Origin of the sequence: Aeromicrobium wangtongii (assembly GCF_024584515.1) — a bacterium.
Classification (GTDB): Bacteria; Actinomycetota; Actinomycetes; order Propionibacteriales; family Nocardioidaceae; genus Aeromicrobium; species Aeromicrobium wangtongii.
Genome location: NZ_CP102173.1, coordinates 91606 through 110363, shown reverse-complemented (window position 1 = coordinate 110363; position 18758 = coordinate 91606). Strand labels below are relative to the sequence as shown.

At 63.1% G+C, this 18758-nt stretch carries 16 protein-coding genes and 2 tRNA genes; 11 read left to right on the top strand and 7 right to left on the bottom strand.

Annotated elements, in window-relative coordinates:
- A complete protein-coding gene (locus tag NQV15_RS00575; RefSeq protein ID WP_232402770.1) occupies window positions 1–1434 on the bottom strand; it encodes a lipopolysaccharide biosynthesis protein in 1434 nt (477 codons plus the stop codon).
- A gap of 457 nt (window positions 1435–1891) precedes the next feature.
- Here NQV15_RS00575 and NQV15_RS18155 point away from each other — a divergent pair, with 457 nt between their 5' ends.
- From NQV15_RS18155 to NQV15_RS00540, 8 genes are all read left to right on the top strand, one after another.
- On the top strand, window positions 1892–2842 hold the full coding sequence (locus NQV15_RS18155; protein ID WP_369413862.1) for a glycosyltransferase: 951 nt from the start codon (window positions 1892–1894) through the stop codon (window positions 2840–2842).
- Window positions 2839–3705 carry a glycosyltransferase family 2 protein gene (locus NQV15_RS00570; protein ID WP_232402768.1) on the top strand — a complete coding sequence of 289 codons (867 nt, stop codon included), beginning with the start codon at window positions 2839–2841 and terminating at the stop codon, window positions 3703–3705. Before NQV15_RS18155 ends, NQV15_RS00570 begins: the two co-directional genes overlap by 4 nt.
- A gap of 724 nt (window positions 3706–4429) precedes the next feature.
- Window positions 4430–4816 (top strand): hypothetical protein, encoded by a 387-nt coding sequence (locus NQV15_RS00565; RefSeq protein ID WP_232402765.1) that lies wholly within the window; start codon window positions 4430–4432, stop codon window positions 4814–4816.
- 121 nt (window positions 4817–4937) lie between these two features.
- On the top strand, window positions 4938–5969 hold the full coding sequence (gmd, locus tag NQV15_RS00560; RefSeq protein WP_232402762.1) for a GDP-mannose 4,6-dehydratase: 1032 nt from the start codon (window positions 4938–4940) through the stop codon (window positions 5967–5969).
- The gene (locus NQV15_RS00555; RefSeq protein ID WP_255670265.1) at window positions 5966–6955 is read left to right on the top strand and encodes a GDP-L-fucose synthase family protein; all 990 of its coding nucleotides are present in this window, start codon (window positions 5966–5968) and stop codon (window positions 6953–6955) included. The genes gmd and NQV15_RS00555 overlap by 4 nt, the downstream gene beginning before the upstream one ends.
- Window positions 6956–7234: 279 nt before the next feature.
- Window positions 7235–8629, top strand: a complete 1395-nt coding sequence (locus NQV15_RS00550) for a polysaccharide biosynthesis tyrosine autokinase (RefSeq protein ID WP_232402755.1) — start codon at window positions 7235–7237, stop codon at window positions 8627–8629.
- Between the two features lie 227 nt (window positions 8630–8856).
- Entirely contained in the window at window positions 8857–9303 is a 447-nt protein-coding gene (locus NQV15_RS00545) for a hypothetical protein (RefSeq protein ID WP_232402749.1), read from the top strand.
- Window positions 9304–9396: 93 nt separating this feature from the next.
- Entirely contained in the window at window positions 9397–11193 is a 1797-nt protein-coding gene (locus tag NQV15_RS00540) for a DUF4012 domain-containing protein (protein ID WP_232402748.1), read from the top strand.
- A gap of 506 nt (window positions 11194–11699) precedes the next feature.
- On the opposite strand, the gene NQV15_RS00535 is transcribed toward NQV15_RS00540, so the two are convergent.
- Window positions 11700–12605, bottom strand: coding sequence for a WD40/YVTN/BNR-like repeat-containing protein (locus tag NQV15_RS00535; protein WP_232402747.1), 906 nt, complete (start codon window positions 12603–12605; stop codon window positions 11700–11702).
- Window positions 12606–12707: 102 nt separating this feature from the next.
- Here NQV15_RS00535 and NQV15_RS00530 point away from each other — a divergent pair, with 102 nt between their 5' ends.
- The gene (locus NQV15_RS00530; protein ID WP_232402746.1) at window positions 12708–13130 is read left to right on the top strand and encodes a VanZ family protein; all 423 of its coding nucleotides are present in this window, start codon (window positions 12708–12710) and stop codon (window positions 13128–13130) included.
- On the opposite strand, the gene NQV15_RS00525 is transcribed toward NQV15_RS00530, so the two are convergent.
- The 3 genes from NQV15_RS00525 to NQV15_RS00515 form a co-directional block, all read right to left on the bottom strand.
- The gene (locus NQV15_RS00525; RefSeq protein WP_232402744.1) at window positions 13120–14112 is read right to left on the bottom strand and encodes a sensor domain-containing diguanylate cyclase; all 993 of its coding nucleotides are present in this window, start codon (window positions 14110–14112) and stop codon (window positions 13120–13122) included. The genes NQV15_RS00530 and NQV15_RS00525 overlap by 11 nt on opposite strands.
- A gap of 183 nt (window positions 14113–14295) precedes the next feature.
- Window positions 14296–14382 (bottom strand) — tRNA-Ser (locus NQV15_RS00520).
- 96 nt (window positions 14383–14478) lie between these two features.
- On the bottom strand, window positions 14479–14898 hold the full coding sequence (locus tag NQV15_RS00515) for a hypothetical protein (RefSeq protein ID WP_232402742.1): 420 nt from the start codon (window positions 14896–14898) through the stop codon (window positions 14479–14481).
- Between the two features lie 190 nt (window positions 14899–15088).
- Here NQV15_RS00515 and NQV15_RS00510 point away from each other — a divergent pair, with 190 nt between their 5' ends.
- Window positions 15089–16567, top strand: coding sequence for a hypothetical protein (locus NQV15_RS00510; protein WP_232402740.1), 1479 nt, complete (start codon window positions 15089–15091; stop codon window positions 16565–16567).
- On the opposite strand, the gene NQV15_RS00505 is transcribed toward NQV15_RS00510, so the two are convergent.
- Complete coding sequence (locus NQV15_RS00505; protein WP_232402738.1) at window positions 16546–17103, bottom strand: SGNH/GDSL hydrolase family protein; 558 nt, start codon at window positions 17101–17103, stop codon at window positions 16546–16548. The genes NQV15_RS00510 and NQV15_RS00505 overlap by 22 nt on opposite strands.
- A 291-nt stretch (window positions 17104–17394) precedes the next feature.
- On the opposite strand from NQV15_RS00505, the gene NQV15_RS00500 reads away from it, so the two are divergent.
- Window positions 17395–18615 (top strand): IS481 family transposase, encoded by a 1221-nt coding sequence (locus NQV15_RS00500; RefSeq protein WP_232402737.1) that lies wholly within the window; start codon window positions 17395–17397, stop codon window positions 18613–18615.
- Between the two features lie 41 nt (window positions 18616–18656).
- Here NQV15_RS00500 and NQV15_RS00495 read toward each other — a convergent pair.
- Window positions 18657–18745, bottom strand: a tRNA-Ser gene (locus tag NQV15_RS00495).
- Window positions 18746–18758 lie beyond the last annotated feature (13 nt).

The following is an 18758-nucleotide window of genomic DNA, read 5'->3' as shown; positions in this document are numbered from 1 at the left end:
TCAGATCGTCTTGTTCTTTTTCTTCTCAACCGATGAAAGCACGAATCTTTTGAAATCGTTGATGTCCTTTCTGAATCGTGGCCACACCAGCGTCATGACACCGCCAGTGACCAGCAGCAGGGCCCCCGCGAGGGCGAGGACGAGTAGAGGCGGCTGATCCGGCAGTGCGAACTCGGCGAACCGCGAGGGCGCGGCCAGTATCAACGCCGAAACTAACGAACGGACGCCATTGCGCAGCATCGACACTCCCGGGCACTTCAGGAATCGCGAGATCCACCAGAGACCCAGCGGCCACGTCACCACGAGGGCGAGCGCATATCCATACGCCACACCTTCTATGCCCCATTGCGAGCCGCCTATCACCATCGCAATCACGATAGATCGACTGACAATCGAGAAAACTAGATTGGACCGCGTGGCCCCCAGCGCTAGAAAGGCCCAGTACGTCGCGTAACTGACTACCTGAAAGCAACCGGCGAAAGCCAAGATCGCAAATATGCCGGCGCTCGCGTGCCATTTCGGACCGAACAGCACTGCAACCACCAAGTCCGCGTGGAAACTGAGAAAGACAAACAGAACACACACAAAAAGAGTCATCACCGCTTGTCCGCGAAGCAGATAACGATTGAACGTAGCTCGATCAGTTTGTAAACGAGCCAGAACTGGCAGCGCAACTTGGGTAGACGGCGCATTTATTTGGTTGAGAGGCAGCATCAGCAGCTGAAACGCGCGGCTATAGATCCCCAATGCGGCGGGTCCGAACCGTTGCGCGATGATTACGGAATCGGTGTTCCTGCTTGCGAAACCGATCAATTGCGTCACGACAAGTGGCCAGCCGAATCGCAGAAAACGGGAGATCGACGTCGCCCGGTCGTACCGTTTGGGCCGCCAACGACCGAATCCCACTCCCACGACGAGGGACGCCACGGCCTGTGTTATCTGTTGAACCGCAAGCGCCCAGTACCCTGCTCCAGCAAACGCGAGCGCGAGGCCGGCAATTAGTCCCGCAGCTTGACCGAGTGTGTCCACTAAGGCGAGCCGGCCATACTTGAGCGAGCGATTCAACCCGGCTCTGTACTGTGCCGCCATACCGTTAATCGCGAAGGTCCAGGCAAGCACGTATACGATATTTGCGATTCGCTCGTCGCCGAAAGCTTGCGCAAACCACGGAGCAGAAGCCATAGCCAACGCCGTTAGCGAGAACCCGACAAAGGAGTTGGCCCAGAATAGGTTGTCGCGTTCCCTTTCATTCAAGGTCGTGGACTGAATGGCTGCCAGCGATAGGCCGAAGTCTCGAACTACCTCGCCCAAGCCGATCATCACCAAGACGATCGCAATAAGGCCATAGTCTGTCGGCGCCAGAATCCGAGCCAGGAGGATCGTGCCAAAAAACTGGAGCGCGAATCGCCCGAACTGCCCGGACAGCATCGCCATGGCACCGCGCGAAATCTGGCGGCTCGACGCTGGGGAGCTAGGCAGCGCCCCACCTGCTCCGTTCACTCCCCGCCGGTTAGTCGACAACGGTCATCTTCCGTACCCTCGATCCAGACCGCGGAGCCCCAATGACCACCGGAAGAACACCCCTCTGTCATCCGACACGACGCGACTCCCATCTGCCATTGGCATTGTGTAGTGCACGGCAGTTCAGGCCAAAGGGTGCATTTTGCATAACGCACTCCGAGACGTTATCACCGACGGCGTCAAGCAACCGCCGACGTGCTGAACACCACTTCACGAGCGTGAAGTGGCAGGCCTCACCGGCAGACGACGTCAGTCAAGTTAAAGGCTGTGCAACGATGTGGTTGTTTGCGGACGTCATTGCGAGTTAGATGGCCGCAGTTCATTACCGACCTCACGGCGCGACATACGGTAAAGGATCCAGTGAGATGCTTTGAACGATAGAATCGCTGTAGTAATCCCGACCGTGGGCCGCCCGTCATTGCGAGAGTCCATCCAGTCCGTGCGAGATCAGACTCTCCCAGCGAATCACGTCCAAGTGATTGCGGTCTTCGATACCCCGGAACCGCCATCCGGCGCTCTGGCAAAGATGGCAGACACGACTTTGTGGACTGGGGGTGGACGAGGTGGGGGCGCAGCGCGCCAACTCGGAGTTGACTCATGTGACGCCGAGTGGGTCGCGTTCCTTGACGACGACGACTCCTGGGCGGCGGACAAGTTGCGGCTGCAGTTGACGGCAGCGCAGCAGCACCCGGAGCGGCCCACCGCCGTCGGATGCAGGCTCCGGGAAAGTACTGACCCGGCAATGTCCAACATTGCGACGCCTGCACGCAGATGCAGGGTAGATGAGTCAATTTCTGACTATCTATTTGTACGTCGCGGCCCCACTGTTCGCCGGAATGGGATCCCAACGTCGACGCTACTAGTGGACGCGACCACCGCACGTGAACTCGTCCGGTGGGATCCAAAACTCAGCCGCCACCAGGACTGGGACTGGCTCGTTAAGTTCGACCAAGTTCCAAACAGGCGGTTTGTTCATCTCCCGGAAGTGCTGGTGCAGAAGACCATGGGCACGGAGGCATCAATCTCTGCCAACGCCGACTGGCGGGCATCTCTCGCTTGGTACGACGCTTCGTCTGCGCGGTGGTCCCGCCGTAGCCGGGCTGACTTTCTGATAGCTCAAGGCTTGCGGTATGCGCTGCAGGCACGATCGATGGCGGGAGTCTGGGCTGTCGTCCGCCGTACGTGTATCAACCGCCAACTCCCTAGCCTTCCATCAATCGCATTGGGACTCGTCGGCCTCATTCCCCGGAGGTCGGCCCAATCGGTCTTCGGGATTGCCGCCAACCGTAAGACGATGTTCAAGAAGGGCCGCGATTCATGAACCAGAACATCTCGATTGCCGCAACTCTCGCCGTTCGAAATCGTGCCGAGACCACCCTCAACTGCATTCGCGAATTGGCCGATCAACTCAGCCGGTATCCGGGCTCTCGCATCATTGTTGTTGACGACGCTTCCACCGACGGCACACCAGGGCGCATAGAAGCCGAGTACCCCGACGTCCAAGTCATTCGCGCCGACGGTGACCAATACTGGGGAGGCGCCATGAAAATCGCGGAGGCCGCCGCCCTGCAGACGAACTTCACGCATCTTCTCTGGGTGAATGATGACGCGTCCCTCGCGTCTGACGCCGTTTCGCGCTTGGTCGAGACCAGCGTCAGGCATGGAGTCAACCGCACCATAGCAACCGGGGCGATGTCTTGGCCCCACCAGCACCGACTGACCTCGTACTCGGGAGCGCGCCGAAAGACTCGATTGGGCCTGATGCGACTGGTGACGGTAGATCCCTCTGATGAGGACACGTCAGTAGACGCCACCAACGGCAATTTAGTTCTCATTCCTAGACAGGCGATCATAGAGCTTTCTGGACTGGACAGACGCTTCACGCACCGTTTCGGTGACTATGACTTCTCAATGCGCGCGGCTCATGCTGGCTATCTCGTGATGCTGGCGCCCGGGTTTCTGGGCGAGACGCCCCGGAACGGCAACAACGGGACGCATCTAGACCGCCACGCATCCCGCCGCGAGCGGCTTCGCCGACTGCGATCCAAGAAAGGTCTCCCCTTCGGCCAAAAGGCCGCCTACCTCCGACGTCACGGCGGATTGTCATGGCCCGTGCAACTCATTGTGATGCACTCGTACCACGTGGCAAGGGCGCTTGCCATCCCTGTCCGAGATTCTCAATAGGCGCAGTTAGCCCGCTTTCCCACAAATAGGAGCCCTATTGAAACTCTTGGTACTTGCCAACGACTCACGCAGCGCCCCCGCTCCCGGGATGCGCGACGGCTATGAGTTACTCCGGCGATCGGGGGAGCTCCAGCACCTTCAGATCCTCAGTTGGCGGGACGACCCCGCCCCACTAGTACTCGAAGCCCTCGGAAAGGATGACTGGGACACGCTAATGGTGTGGAGCCCACGCACCTTCCCGTCGGGTCCCTCTGAGGAGAACGCGATTGATGCCCGGCTCAACGGGCGCAGGGTCCTTGTCTGGGAGGGCGATCACTGGAATTCGAAGCGGATCGCGCCTGCAGCCCGAAACTTCTGGCTTCCGCGGGCAGACCACCTGTTCAATTCGGCCGGACGCCCAGCGCTTGACCAGTTTCTCGCCGCTGGCGCCAGCCAAGTCCACACAACCGTGTCTGGATACGACCATCTTCAGTTTGCTCACTACGAAAAGGTGGGCCCACCCGCACTTCCCGTACGAGCTAGCGTCGCAATGATCGCCTCCAATCCGCCCTCATGGGTTCGTCGAGCAGCGCGTCCCGGTGCGCTTGCCCGTATGCTCCTAGCCGCGAAGATTCGCCGCAAGCACCGAGATGATTTTCACCTGTACGGGTCAGGGTGGCCGGCCGGATGGACTCGTGGGTCAGTCCAGTTTGTTGATCAAGTAGAGGTGCTTCGCTCTCACTCCGTGAGTGCGATCTGGGATCACTACCCATCGATCCCTAACGCACTCAGCAACCGGATGGCCATATCGATGCTCAGCGGGCGTCCACACGTCATGACCCTGCACCCGAAAGCGGATTGGCTCAGCGCGATTGCTCCAGGCGTATTCATGGAGGGCACCGTGAACGACTGCGCTAACCGTGTCTCCCAGTTGCTGGCGATGCCACCCGAGCAACTCGCGCGTATCGGCGAGAGTGCATTCGAATGGGCGCGCTTCCGCCTCGACCAGCGCTCGCTCGTGCGATTCATCACATCGTCAGTCTCGGCGGAAGTCGTGGCGCCCGAGGGCGAGCCATGGTCGACTCTTAAGAAAACCAACCTTACTGAGGGTAAGACGCCCCGGTCAGTCTAGTAGGGCTGCTAGGTAACCGTCCTACGAGAACAACTGGCCGTTACGCCAAGGGAACTCCGCGAAAACCCGGCAGGTTCCCGCACAGAATCGCACCCGCCACTGAAACGAATTGGAAGAGTATATGACTAAAACCGCATTCATCACAGGTATCACCGGCCAAGACGGTTCATACCTCGCAGAATTGCTGCTCAACAAGGGATACGAAGTGCACGGTCTGATCCGTCGCGCATCGACGTTCAACACTGCACGAATCGATCACCTCTACGAAGACCCCCATGACACTGGGGTCAAACTGACTCTGCATTACGGCGATCTTAGCGACGGAGTTCGCCTCGTGACTCTGCTCAACGAGATCAAGCCCGATGAGGTCTATAACTTGGCGGCCCAGTCCCACGTCCGGGTTTCATTTGACGAACCGGAACACACAGCGGACACCACTGGCACTGGCACAATCCGTCTACTCGAGGCAGTGCGTCTCGCCGGCATCCAGCCGCGCTTTTACCAAGCATCCTCATCCGAGCTTTACGGTGCCACCCCACCGCCCCAGAACGAGGACACCCCCTTCTACCCCCGGTCTCCGTATGCGGCGGCCAAGCTGTACAGCTACTGGATTACGAAGAACTACCGCGAGGCCTACGGCCTGTTTGCTGTCAATGGCATCCTGTTCAACCACGAGTCGCCGCGCCGCGGCGAGACGTTTGTGACCAGGAAGATCACCCGTGCAGTGGCTGCGATCAAGGCCGGTAAACAGAAGGAACTGTTTATGGGAAACCTCGACGCGGTACGCGACTGGGGCTATGCAGCCGAGTATGTCGAGGGCATGTGGCGAATGCTGCAGACTGACGAGCCTGAGGACTTCGTGCTGGCAACCGGCGTAGGAATCACGGTTCGCGAGTTTCTCGAAATCTCATTCAGTCACGCGGGACTCGACTGGGAAGAACACGTGCGGTTCGACGAGCGATACCTGCGGCCCACCGAAGTGGACGCGCTCATCGGCGACCCATCCAAGGCGGCGGAGAAACTCGGGTGGAAGGCAACCGTAGATGGCCGCGAGCTTGCCAAACTAATGGTGGATGCCGACCTCGAAGCTCTGTCCCACGCGGGACAAGCGTGGATTGACGACGTCAAGCTCGAGTCGTGGAGCACCAAATGACACGTTCGAGTACAGACGGGGACACCGACTTCACACCGACAGAGCTGGACAGGTCCGCCACCTTCTACGTCGCTGGTCACCGCGGCTTAGTGGGGTCCGCGATCGTTCGCAAGCTTGAGGCCGAAGGTTTCACCAATATTGTGGGGCAAACCTCGTCTGAGCTGGACCTCAAAGACCGCGACGCCGTCTTTGCCTATGTAAAAAAGGTCAGGCCGACTTACTTGGCTCTCGCCGCGGCCAAAGTGGGCGGGATTATGGCCAACAGCACATATCCGGTTGACTTTTTGAGCGACAACATTCGTATCCAAGTCAACGTGCTTGACGCTGCACGCGAGCACGGCGTCAAACGCTTGATCTTCCTGGGTTCTTCGTGCATCTATCCGAAGTTTGCGAAGCAGCCAATTGATGAAGACTCGCTCCTAACGGGGCACCTCGAAAGCACCAATGACGCCTATGCAATCGCAAAGATCGCGGGAATCATGCATGTCCAAGCGGTTCGGCGCCAGTACGGCCTGCCATGGATCAGTGCTATGCCAACCAACCTTTACGGTCCCAACGACAACTTCTCGCCGCACGGCTCCCACGTCCTGCCAGCACTGATACGCCGGTACGACGAGGCCACCCGCAATGGCTCCGACTCAGTGACGAATTGGGGAACTGGGTCACCGCGCAGAGAGTTCCTCCACGTCGATGACCTGGCGTCGGCAGTTCTCCACCTGCTCGAACACTACGATGGGCCGCAGCAGGTAAACGTAGGCACTGGCAGCGATGTCACGATCAAGGAGATCGCCGACATAATCGCGAACGTCGTGGGATACACCGGAAAGACGCGGTGGGACTCCTCCAAACCGGACGGCACTCCCCAGAAACTGCTAGATGTTCATAAGCTTGGCGAGTCTGGATGGGCCGCGAGGATCTCGCTGGAAGAAGGGCTTCGATCCACAGTTGATTGGTACCGGGCGCACGCCGACGAGTTGCGCCAGTAGGACTGCCAAATGATGCGCCACGGGAACTGACAGATTCTCCGGCCATAACCCCGACCATGAGGATAAATGGTGGCATTGGTCGGCGCGTTTCGGAATGTCCCTACCAGCCCCACAAAAGCTCGTTGGCACCCACGGCGCCACTCGCCCCATGACTCGAATAGCTACCCGAGAAACGCCTCAGGGCATTTCCTTACCTCGACTCCGAGAGTCCCGAACCGGCAGCCGTGGCTAGACTCAGTGCGCCTTGGCTGACAGGCAAACCTCTTGAACGGAGCAACTGTGGACCTGCGTGACTATTTCAGGGTTCTTCGGGCGCAGTGGAAACTCGTCGCCGTGTTTAGTTTAATTGCGGTCGCGCTGGCGGCCGCAGTCACTTTGCGGGAAACCCCACAGTATGCGTCCTCTGCTCGAATGTTCGTCTCCACCCAGGGATCGACAGATGATGCGCAGGCGGCGAATCAGGGTGGCCAGTTTTCGCTACAGCGTGTGAAATCCTATGCGGACCTCCTCACAGGCAGAGAGATCGCGCGCCGAGTGGTGGATCGACTGCAGCTCGATGAGACACCTGGGGAGCTCGCGAGCCAAATCTCGGCTAGCACGAAGCTAGACACCGTGATCCTGACGGTGCGAGTTAACGACCCTGATCCGAAGCGTGCTCGGCTCCTTGCCGCGGCGGTATCCGACGAATTCGTGGCCTATGTTGCTGAGTTGGAGACCCCCCCCGGCAAGGATCAGGCTACGATCAAGGCGACCGTTGTTGACCCCGCCTCGGAGTCAACCGCTCCGATCTCCCCCCAACCCGTGCGCAATATTGGATTGGGTCTCATCCTCGGGTTAATTCTGGGTGCCGGAGTGGCGGTTCTTCGCGAGACCCTGGACACAACCATCAAGTCCACGCGTCAACTCGAGTCCCTCGTGCCGGCGCCCATTATCGGCGCGATCAGCTACGACGCTGCGGCCGTCGACACCCCGCTCATCTCCAGCTTGGACACGTACGCACCACGCGCGGAGGCATTTCGCGTACTACGGACGAACTTGCAATTCATCGATCCCGACGCCGACCACAAGGTCTTCGTCATCACCAGCTCTCTGCCCGGGGAAGGGAAGACCACCACGGCCGTGAACTTGGCGCTTGCCTTGGCGGAGGGCGGTGAGAAGGTCGCGCTCGTGGAGGGCGACCTTCGTCGTCCGAAGATCAGCGAGTACCTGCGACTCGAGCCAGCCGTCGGTCTCACAACGGTGCTAATTGGCAAGCTCCCGCTCGAGGACGCCATTCAGACGACCGCCCGCGAGGGGTTGGACGTCCTGACGAGCGGTTCGACACCGCCCAACCCGGCCGAACTGTTGAAATCCACCTCCATGGCTTCTCTCATCACGTCGCTACGGGCTCGCTATGACGTCGTGCTCATCGACGCCCCGCCACTGCTACCGGTTACCGATGGAGCGTTGCTGGCGGCACAGGCCGACGGTGCACTGCTAGTTGTCCGGCATGGGAAGACCACAACCGACCAGCTCGCACTGGCCGTCGACCGGTTGGAATCCGTTGGGGCGAGCCCTGCAGGAGTCATCTTCAACATGACGCCGGCTCGTGGTGGCGACGGATATGGGTACGGGTATGGATACGGGTATGCACCCGAAGAGTCCAATCCTCGGGATACCAGCCCTGTCGCATGATGTGATTCCAATCACACTCAATAATTCGCGACGGGCCTGGGCTCACTGGTATCGCAGCGGCTGTCGAGCTCGAAACGTGTTGGGTGACGGACAGCATGTTTCGCACGCGTGAAACTTCTATCATCTGGGACCTATGTCCCCTATTCGTCCCCTAGGCTGGGCCCCGTAGTTCTCTACTACAAAGTCTTCAATGAATGGCACGCAACTGCCAGGACAAGGGAAAACCCATGAAAAAGATTGTGATTGCGCTTTTCGCGTCGGTCGCCTTGGTTCTCGGCTCGGGGGCCCTGGTCAGTGGCGCGTCAGCAGCAGACCCGTACCCCGGAACGGTTCCGACCGCGCCGTCGATCCCGGGCATTCCGCCCACTCCTCCGGGAGTCATTCCAGTCATCCCTACACCGGCCCCCTCCACTAGCACGGTTCGCCTCAAGCTCGACGTCGGAGCCGGCAACGCCAGGGTCAGCGGCAAGATGAAGGTGACCTTCAACGGCAAGGTTTACTGGTTCAAGGTCGTTAACGGCAAGGCCAACATCAAGTTCCCGGCCCCGAAGCTGAAGGGCTTCAAGAAGGGCAAGACCAAGATCAAGACCATCAAGTACGAGTTCAAGCCTTGGACGGGATCGGTCTTTAAGGGCAGCAAGGGCAAGGCGAAGCTGAAGGTGAAGAAGAAGTAGCGAACGCTCCTTTGTTCGTTACCCGAAGTGGGGCTGCCATCCGGCAGCCCCACTTTTGTTTTTACTGCATGAATTTCGAGGGAAAGTGAGACGGTGACCGACTCGCAGCACGCGCGCCACACCAACAACAAAAAGAAGCGCAACACCACCCTGCTGGGCCTGCTGGCGGTCGCCGTCGTCGCGCTGGCTGGGCTTGGCATCTTCACCTTCACCCAGCTCGCGTCGGCCAAGGGCGACATCGACGGGGCCGCGACGAATGCCAGCGGGCTGCAGACCGCGCTCGAATCCGGCGATCAGCCGGCCGCAGCGCGGTCGCTGACATCGCTGCAGACCAATATCGGCAGCGCCGACTCGACGCTTGGCAGCTTCGTGTTCTCGGCCGCCTCGAAGCTGCCGGTGCTCGGCAAGAACGTCGACGCCGTCCGCACCGTCACCTCGTCGCTCAAGCAGGTCGCCGACACAGGACTTCCTCCGCTCGTAGACATCGCGGACCAGTTCAACGGCAAGACATTTAACCCACAGGGCGGCGCGATCAACGTCGACGCCATCGCTGGAATCGGGCCCAACGTCGCGAAGGCCGGCAAGGTCATCACCGCGGCGTCCGGCGAGGTCGACAGGATCAACACCTCCGCGCTGATGGGTTCCCTCCAGGGCCCCGTCAAGGACGTTCAGGACAAACTGTCGCACGCCTCCGAGATCTCGAAGCGAGCGACAACCGCGTCGGAAGTCGTCCCGCAGATGCTCAGCGGCAAGCACACCTACCTCTTGCTGTTCCAGAACAACGCCGAAATTCGCGCGACCGGCGGACTCCCCGGCGCCTACGCAGTGCTCAACATCGACAACGGCAAGATCAAGCTGGGTGAGCAGGGCTCGGGCGGATCCATGGGCAGCCTGGACTACGACGCAACTGACATCTCCGACGAGGAGACCGAGCTCTTCGACACCAAGCTGGTCACCGACTTTCGGGACATCAACTTCACCCCGGACTTTCCGCGGGCCGCTTCCATCGGTGCCGAGATCATCAAACGCGAGAAGAACATCGACGTGGACGGCGTGCTGTCGCTTGACCCCGTGACACTGTCGTATGTGCTCAAGGGTCTCGGCCCCGTCACCCTTGCCGACGGCACAACGCTGACCGCGGACAATGCGGTCGACGTGTTGCTCAATGGGGTCTACGTCGCCTACCCGGACCTCCGCGATGGCGGCGCTGCCCAGGACGCCTTTTTCGCGTCGGCCACCAAGCAGATCTTCGACAAGGTCCTGTCCGGGGAAGGCGACCCGAACGCGTTACTCAAGGCACTGACTCGTGCGACCAACGAGCGCCGCGTCCAGGTATGGGATAAGTCGTCGGAGATCAGCACCCTCCTCTCCGGCACTGCAGTGGCCGGAGAGCTACCTGTCGACAAGGCGGCCAAGTCGACGCTTGGGTTCTACCTGAACGACGCCACCGGGGCGAAGATGCAGTACTACCTGGACTACGACGTCGAGGCGAAGGCGTCGAAGTGCACCGACGCGGGCGCCCAAACGTACAGCACGGTGACGACGTTGCGCTCCACCGCTCCGGCGGACTCGGCCACGCTGCCCGAGTCGATCCGCGGGCCCGGGTTCGGCGCACCGGCCGGCTCGATGCTGATGAACGTGTACGTCTACGCCCCCAACGGCGGCAAGGTCACCGACGTCACGATCGACAAGGAAGAAGTCGCGACGTTCCCAGGAACACACGAAGGACGGGGCGTGCGGCTGGTGACGGTGCAGATCAACCCCGGTCAGACCGTGACCGTCGAGGCGACGGTCGTCTCCGGCAAGGATCAGCGCGGTGACGCGCGGGTGCTGGCCACCCCGGGGATCAAGCCGGGCACGAAGGGCAGCGTCGTCAAGAGCGCTTGCTGAGGTAGCGGTTCAAGGGGCCCGATGGGCTGGCGATTTTCGCTGGCTGTCGGGCCTCTTTTGTCTGCTGGGGTTGCAGACCGCAGGGTAGGCCGTTTCGACAGGCTCAACGGGCGAGAAGTCGACGAGCTCAGCGGGGTCGTTTCGACAGGCTCAACGGGCGAGAAGTCGACGAGCTCAGCGGGTCGTTTCGACAGGCTCAATCGGCGAGGAGCCGGCGAGCTCAGCGGGCCGTTTCGACAGGCTCAACGGGCGAGAAGTCGACGAGCTCAGCGGGTCGTTTCGATGGCTCAACGGGCGAGAAGTCGACGAACTCAGCGGGGTCGTTTCGACAAGCTCAACGGGCGAGCCGGGCTCAGCGGGTCGTTTCGACAGGTTCAATCGGCGAGGAGCCGGCGAGCTTAGTGGGGTCGTTTCGACAAGCTCAACGGGCGTTGGGTCAGCACCCCAACCGCCGTAGGGGGTTTCGACAAGCTCAAGACGGGCGGGCCGGACTCATCGGGCAGGGGTTACGGCTGCTTCCAGACGGTGCCGGTGTTGTCGCTGGTGTAGACGTCCTCGTCGACGACGGCGACCAAGCGGCTGGCGGTCGCGGCGATGGCTCGGGCCGGGTCGCCGGAGATGCATCCGCCGGGCGTCCAGGTGACGCCGCCGTCGTTGGTCGTGAAGGCGTTGGCCGCGCAGCCGTTGTAGCGGGCCAGGGCGAAACCGGCGCTGGGTGTCAAGAAGGTGGCCACGCGGGCGTTGTCGAGGCGTCCGAGCTGCACCCAGGTCTTGCCGCTGTCGCCCGAGCCCCAGAAGGAGCCGTCGGCGCAGGAGACGCGTCCCTGCTCGGCGGTGACCTGGCTGATCGAGGTCACGACGCATCCCTCGCCCGGCTTGGACTGACCGCGGGAGGTGACGACCGTCGTGGTCTGGTTCACCCCGGGATACCAGAGTTCGACCTTGCCGGACTCAGTCCACGAGGAGCCGGCGTCGCTCGAATTCAGCTGCTTGACCTGGCAGTCCGCCGTGGTGCCGACGATCGCGATGGACGTCTTGCTGGCGGCGCGCACGGCCAGGACGGTCGTCAGGCCGGTCTTGGCGGGATCGAACTCCGCCCCACCGTTGGTGGAGACCTGGACTCTCGCCTCGGGATCGCTGCAGCGTCCGCGGGTGCCGTAGACGATGGTGCCGTCGTTGGCCACCGACAACGACACCGCCTCGGCGGCCTCGAAGTTGTAGGCCAGCTGCGTCGCGGGCTCGGACTCAGGCGTCGCGCTCGTCGCGGGGGGCGGCGTCGCACCGGCCGGCGCCGCCGCCGGCAGATCGGTGGAGGGCGGCGTGCTGTTGACGTGCCGGATGGCCCCCACGATCAAGAAGATGTCGACAACCACGAAGACGGCCAGAAGAACGCGTTGCAGGAGGGGACTCACCCGGCGATCCTAATGGTCTTGAGCGGTGACCGTCCTGCCGGCGTGTCGAACGCGACATGCAGTCAGCTCACCGTTGCGGCGCGGCGTCACTACGATCGATGGATGCGCGCCCGCTGGATCATCCTGGTCGCGGGCGCCTACGCTCTCGCGCTCGCGCTGATCGGCCTGTGGCCGACCCGGGTCGACCGCAACGTCGCCGTCACCGACATCGCGCCAGTCGCGTGGGCCCTGCGTCAGGTGGGCCTCGACCCGGGTCAGGGCTATCACCTGATCGAGTTTACGGCCAATATCGCGCTGTTCGTCCCGCTGGGGATCCTGATCCTGCTGTGGCGGACCGACTGGGGGTGGTGGCAGGCCACCGCAGTCGCGTTCTGCGTGTCCGCCACGATCGAGGTGCTGCAGGACGTCCTGCGCCCCGACCGGGTGGCCAGCGTCAACGACGTCATCGCCAACACCGCCGGCGGCGCGGTGGGTGCCCTGCTGGTCGTTGCTGCACGCCGACGGGTCCCGGCGCTCAGGCGCTGACGTCGTCGGCGATCACGGCAACGCACGACTGGGTGCGCTTGGCGACGTACTGCGCGCGGTCGGCCGCGGCGAACATCTCGGTGACGGTCAGCGACGACTCCGGGGTGAGTACCGCGGCGGCCAGACCAGCCGACAGACCGATGCCGAGATCGCTGGCGTCCACGGTCTCGCAGACGGTGTTGACGGTCTTCTCGACCAGCTCCGCGTCGCCGTCCCACACCAGCACCGTGAACTCGTCACCGCCGACCCGGGCGACCAGGTTGGACTGCACCGGCTCGAAGGCGGACATCAGCGCAGCAGCCGTGTGCCGGATGACCGCGTCCCCCTGGGCGTGTCCCTGCGAGTCATTGACCTGTTTGAGGCCGTCGATGTCGACCGCCACGATGACGACCTGACGAGACGCCTGCTCCCCCAGGTCGAACACCTGCGCGGCACGGTCGTCCAGGGCCCGCCGGTTCAACAGGCCAGTCAGGGGGTCGCGCGATGCCAGATCCTCCAGCGCCGCCTCGCGGATCGCGCGGGCCACGGCCGAGGCGAGGATCGCCGCCAGCACCTCGGCGTACGCGATGGCGTCCTGGCTGAACACTGCAGCGCCCACGTGCCGGGTCGCGAAGAACTCACCCCACGGACGGCCGTCGACCACGATCGACGTCACCAGGCACGAACCCTTGCCGAGACGGTGCAGCAGCTCGAGCTCCCGCGCCTCGCACTCGGGGTCGTCGATGCTGTCGATCCAGCTCTGCCGCTCGTGCAGCGTCGAGAACAGCCGCTTGTAGCCGACGAGGGAGTACGTCTCGTCCTGCGGCCACCGCACCTCGTGCGGAGCCAGGTCGCCCACGTTGATGATCGTCTTGATGACGTCGTCCTCGGGCACGAAACGACTGATCGAGATGCTGGCCGCCCCCAACGCGGTGCGAGCATGCTCGGCGGCCATCTCGATGAGGCCGTCGAGCTGATGAGCCTGCGCGAGCAGGTGCGCCATCTCCGCAAGGCTCTGCAGACCGAGCGTCGCTCTGGACAAAAGTTCCCCTGTCATTCCCCTGGATCTCAAGAGAACCACGGGAGATTCGCGGACGTGCACAATCGACCAAGGTCGGACCTTTGTCGACCGACAAATGACGAAGGAGCAAGACTCGGGGTCGAGTCTTGCTCCCTGTCGATGGGGCGGAGGTGGCGAGATTTGAACTCGCGAGAGGTTTAAACCTCAACCCGCTTAGCAGGCGGGCGCACTAGGCCACTATGCGACACCTCCCCATCGCACGCCGGAACGTGCAACCGGAACAGGATAGCGACAGACCGACGGCCGCGACGAATCGGTACCCCTCGCGCCCACCCGGGGCGCGCCAGATCAGGCAGAGGGATCGAAGCGGGAGTAGCCGTTGGCGGTGTTGAGGCGCTCGTAGACGTCCCGCACGAACTCGTTGGCGCGGCCGCCGAGGTAGGCCAGCGAGAAGACGATCGAGCTGTCACCGCCGAGGTCGAACACCATCTGCTGGCCCCGGATGCTGACATCCTCGACGTCGCTCCACGCGACGCTGACGGGCTTGGCGGCACGGACTCCGCCGATGCGGGCGCCCTCGGCGTCCGTGCGGGCGACGACCGGCGGGCGCACTCCCACGCGCAGAGCGTTCAGCAGCAGCAGGACGGTCAGGATGCCCAGCGGCGCCCACACCCAGAAGGCGAGCATCGCGGTGAGGCCGGCGCCGATCATCTGGATGCCGACCAGGGAAAGCACGAAACGTCGGTCGATGCGGTAGGTCGTCTGCACCGGTCCATGGTGTCATCCGGGCATTGCACCTAACGGACTGCCTTCGCTGACCGCCGGCCGGACGACGGCAAAGGCACCCGTGGGGCGCCGTCCCTCGTGGTCTCGCCGCGGTGGATCCTCACTGCTGGTAAATGCCAATATTCAGGCAGCCATCGATGACGCGCTCGCGACCCTCCCGCCCGGCGACGGCGTGAACAGCGTTGTGAATCCGGTCGACCAGTACGTGTTCTTCGGGCACTCGTTCATATACCTGGGCCTGGGCGAAGCATTCGGGGCGCTCACCGGTAAGGCGGTCTACAACGGCGGCATCGGCGGGCAGAAGTCACGACAGATCGCAGCTCGCTTCAACGCCCCGTCCGCGAAGCTCACGACCGCCGTCACGATGCCCGCGACCGCTGGCACTGCCGTGACAATCGGCACAGGCTCGTCAGACCCGTCCAACGACACGATCACGTCGGGCCTGACCGTCAAGCCCACCCGCGACGGCGCGTCCTACGACAGGGCGGTCGTCCTCGCAGGCCGCACGGGACGGATTCAGCAGCGCGGCACCACGATCCAGTTCGTGCCCGACCGCGCCGGCCGGTCGTTCGCCGTCCCCATCGGCACGCCGGTCACATTCGTGGAAGGTGAGGCGTACCGCGACCGGATCGCCGTCCTGATGGTCAACCGCAACGACGACTGGGTGTCCGAGGCTGGGCGCGCCGCGTGTGTCGCGAACACCGCCGCGATGATCGCCCGCCTCAAGCCCGTCTTCAAGAAGGTCTGGGTTCTTGAGGAAGCACCGTCTGCCGACGACACCCCGACTCGCTTGGCCGCGCTGACAGCCCTCAACGACGCCCTGGAAGCCCAATTCCCGGTGAACTTCCTGCGCCTCATGTCGTGGATGCGGACCACCGCAGCCGCCGACGCGGCGGGCATCACGTTCGACGCCGACAACCTCACTGATATCGCAGCCGGTCTCACGCCGCGCGCGTTCCGCACCGACGCCCTGCACCTCAACGCGCTCGGCAACAGCACGGCCGCGATCTACCTCCAGGCGCAGGGCGTCCGCGAGGGGTGGCTTCCGCCTCCGCCTGCCGTCACGGCGACCATCTGGACGTCGGACGAGTTCACGGGCGGCGATGCGTCCACCATCGACGGCCGCAACACCGACGTCGGGCGCGGCGGCTCGGCCAAGACCTGGGTCGTCAACGCGGTGAGCAGCCTCAAGACGCAGATGGCAATCGCCGGTGGAGTCCTCGTGCGGGGGGCCGATCCGAACGCCACCCTTGCAGGTATCGCCGCCGTCCCCGCTGACGCGCAGATCCTCGCGAAACTCGCGGGGGTGCCCGCGTCAGGGTCGTCACTGGCCCTGCGCCGCAGCGCGCTCGCAGGCGGATCGTCGAACCGCTACGAGCTGACGTTCGGCGTGGGCAACGTCCGGCTACGGAAGGTGCTCACAGGCAACGTCGCCACGGACCTGTCAGGGTCCTACGCGATATCGCCCGGGGACGTCGTCGGCTTTTGGGTCCTCGGCACGACCATCGGCCTGGTCATCAACGGCGTCACCCGAGCGACAGCTACGAACGCCGACATCAGCGGTGCGGGCTTTGGCGGCTTTCAGACCGCCTCGTCCAACGGGGCAGTCGGTATCGAATGGATCGACCTCTACACCGTGGCAGCGGCCTGATGCTTTGCCCGACGAATCCCCGCGGCAACCTTCCTCGCCATGCGGAGGTGGCCGCGGTGCGACGGGTGCCAGGGGTCATCTTTCTTCATGTGGCTGCGGTCGAGCCAGTTCTCGGCGGGCACGAACAGGGCACCGTTCGCCTCGGCGGCACGCTCGTAAGCCGCATTGGTCAGGTGGAGCGTCTGTCGTCCCTTGCCCGCCCACGGCACGCCGATCATGTAGACCTGTTGGAAGTGGCCCGAGACTTGGCGCAGGAATTGGTCCGCTGCTGCTTCAACCTCGTCCGCCTCGAACGGGGCATCGTTACCGGACCCTTGCAGCACCAGCACGTCGGCTCCAGCCGCGAGCAACTCCGGGATGCGCGATGCGTAGGGCTTGCGACCATTTGGGCCTTCCGCCACGAACCCGGTTCCGCCGAGGCCCATCGAACGCCCGCGCCAACCGAGCAGCACGGGCGCGATCTTGGAGTAGCCGGGCTTGCGGCCCATGCTCACCCACGAGTCGCCGAAGATGATCGCAGTCGGGATTCGAGACATGCCGACACCCTAGGGCCAGACGGGGCCAACGCGGGCGAGATTGCCGTTGGTGCTTTCCCGCCCCGCGCGACCCGGCGTTCGCCTGACCGCTTGAGGTCACGCCTTTTGTTGCAGCACCGACGGCATCCCTCGAATGGCATCCTCCGACCGTAGGGCAAGCAGTATGCGAAGGGCCCGAACCCACGGCTAAGTGGGTCCGGGCTCCATTCGGCAGAGGGGGCGGTGTCCTGGTTCAGGACATACCGGACTGATGTCTCAAGACATCCCGGACTGAACCCTGATGCTCCGTGAGTGAGCAAAGCCCGCCTGGTCATCACCGCCGTCGTCGTCGAGAAACGCAAGGTTGCCGAGGTCGCCACGACCTACGGCGTCTCGCGCTCCTGGCTCTATGAGCTGGTCGCGCGTTACAAGATGGAGGGCGAGGCTGCGTTCGAGCCCAGGTCGAGGCGACCCAAGACCGTCCCGAATCAGACGGCTCCGGCCACGGTCGAGCTGATCCTCACGTTGCGCCGCGACCTCGCCGCCGCAGGTTTAGACGATGGCCCCGACACCATCAGGTGGCACTTGGCCCAACACCACCAGATCACCGTCGCCAGGGCCACGATCGCCCGCCACCTCACCAAGGCCGGGCTCGTGACACCCGAGCCGAAGAAGAAGCCGAAGTCGTCCTACATCCGCTTCGCCGCCCAGATGCCCAACCAGACCTGGCAGTCAGACTTCACCCACTACCGACTCACCAACCCCGACGGCAGCACCGACCACGATGTCGAGATCCTGACCTGGCTCGACGACTGCACCCGGTTCGCGATCCGCGTCACCGCCCACCCCCGAGTTACCGGCAAGATCGTCGTCACCGAGTTCCGCAAAGCCTTCAAAACCCACGGAATCCCAGCCTCAACCCTGACCGACAACGGCATGGTTTACACCACCCGCTTCTCCGGCGGCAGAGGCGGACGCAACGGATTCGAGTCCGAGCTCCGCCGCCTCAACATCGTGCAGAAGAACGGCAAAGCCAACCACCCCACCACCCAAGGCAAGGTCGAGCGCTTCCAGCAGACCATGAAGAAATGGCTCCGCGGACAAGCCGCTCAGCCGACCACGCTCGCCGAGCTGCAAGCACTGCTGGACCTATTCGTCGACGAATACAACCACCGCCGACCCCACCGCTCTCTGCCGCACCGGGCGACCCCGGCAGTCCTGTTCACAACCATGCCCAAAGCACTCCCGGGGACAAGCCGCGACGCCGACACCCACGAACGCGTCCGCCACGACCGCGTCGACGAATCAGGCAAAGTCACCCTGCGCGTCAACGGCCGAATGCACCACATCGGCCTGGGCCGAACCCACTGGCGAACCCACGTCATCATCCTCAGCCAGGACCTGCACGTCCGCGTCGTCAACGCCATCACCGGCGAGCTCATCCGCGAACTCACCATCGACCCCGACCGCGACTACCAACCCACCGGACGACCGTCCGGGCCAGCCCCAAAAGCAAACTCCCGAACCCGCTGACGCGGGTTCGGGAGTCCGGGATGTCCTGAGACATCACACGGCAGAGGGGGCGGGATTCGAACCCGCGGCTGACATCGCTGCCAGCGAGCGCTTTCAAGGCGCTTCCGATCGGCCGCTCCGGCACCCCTCCTGGCGGCAGCACC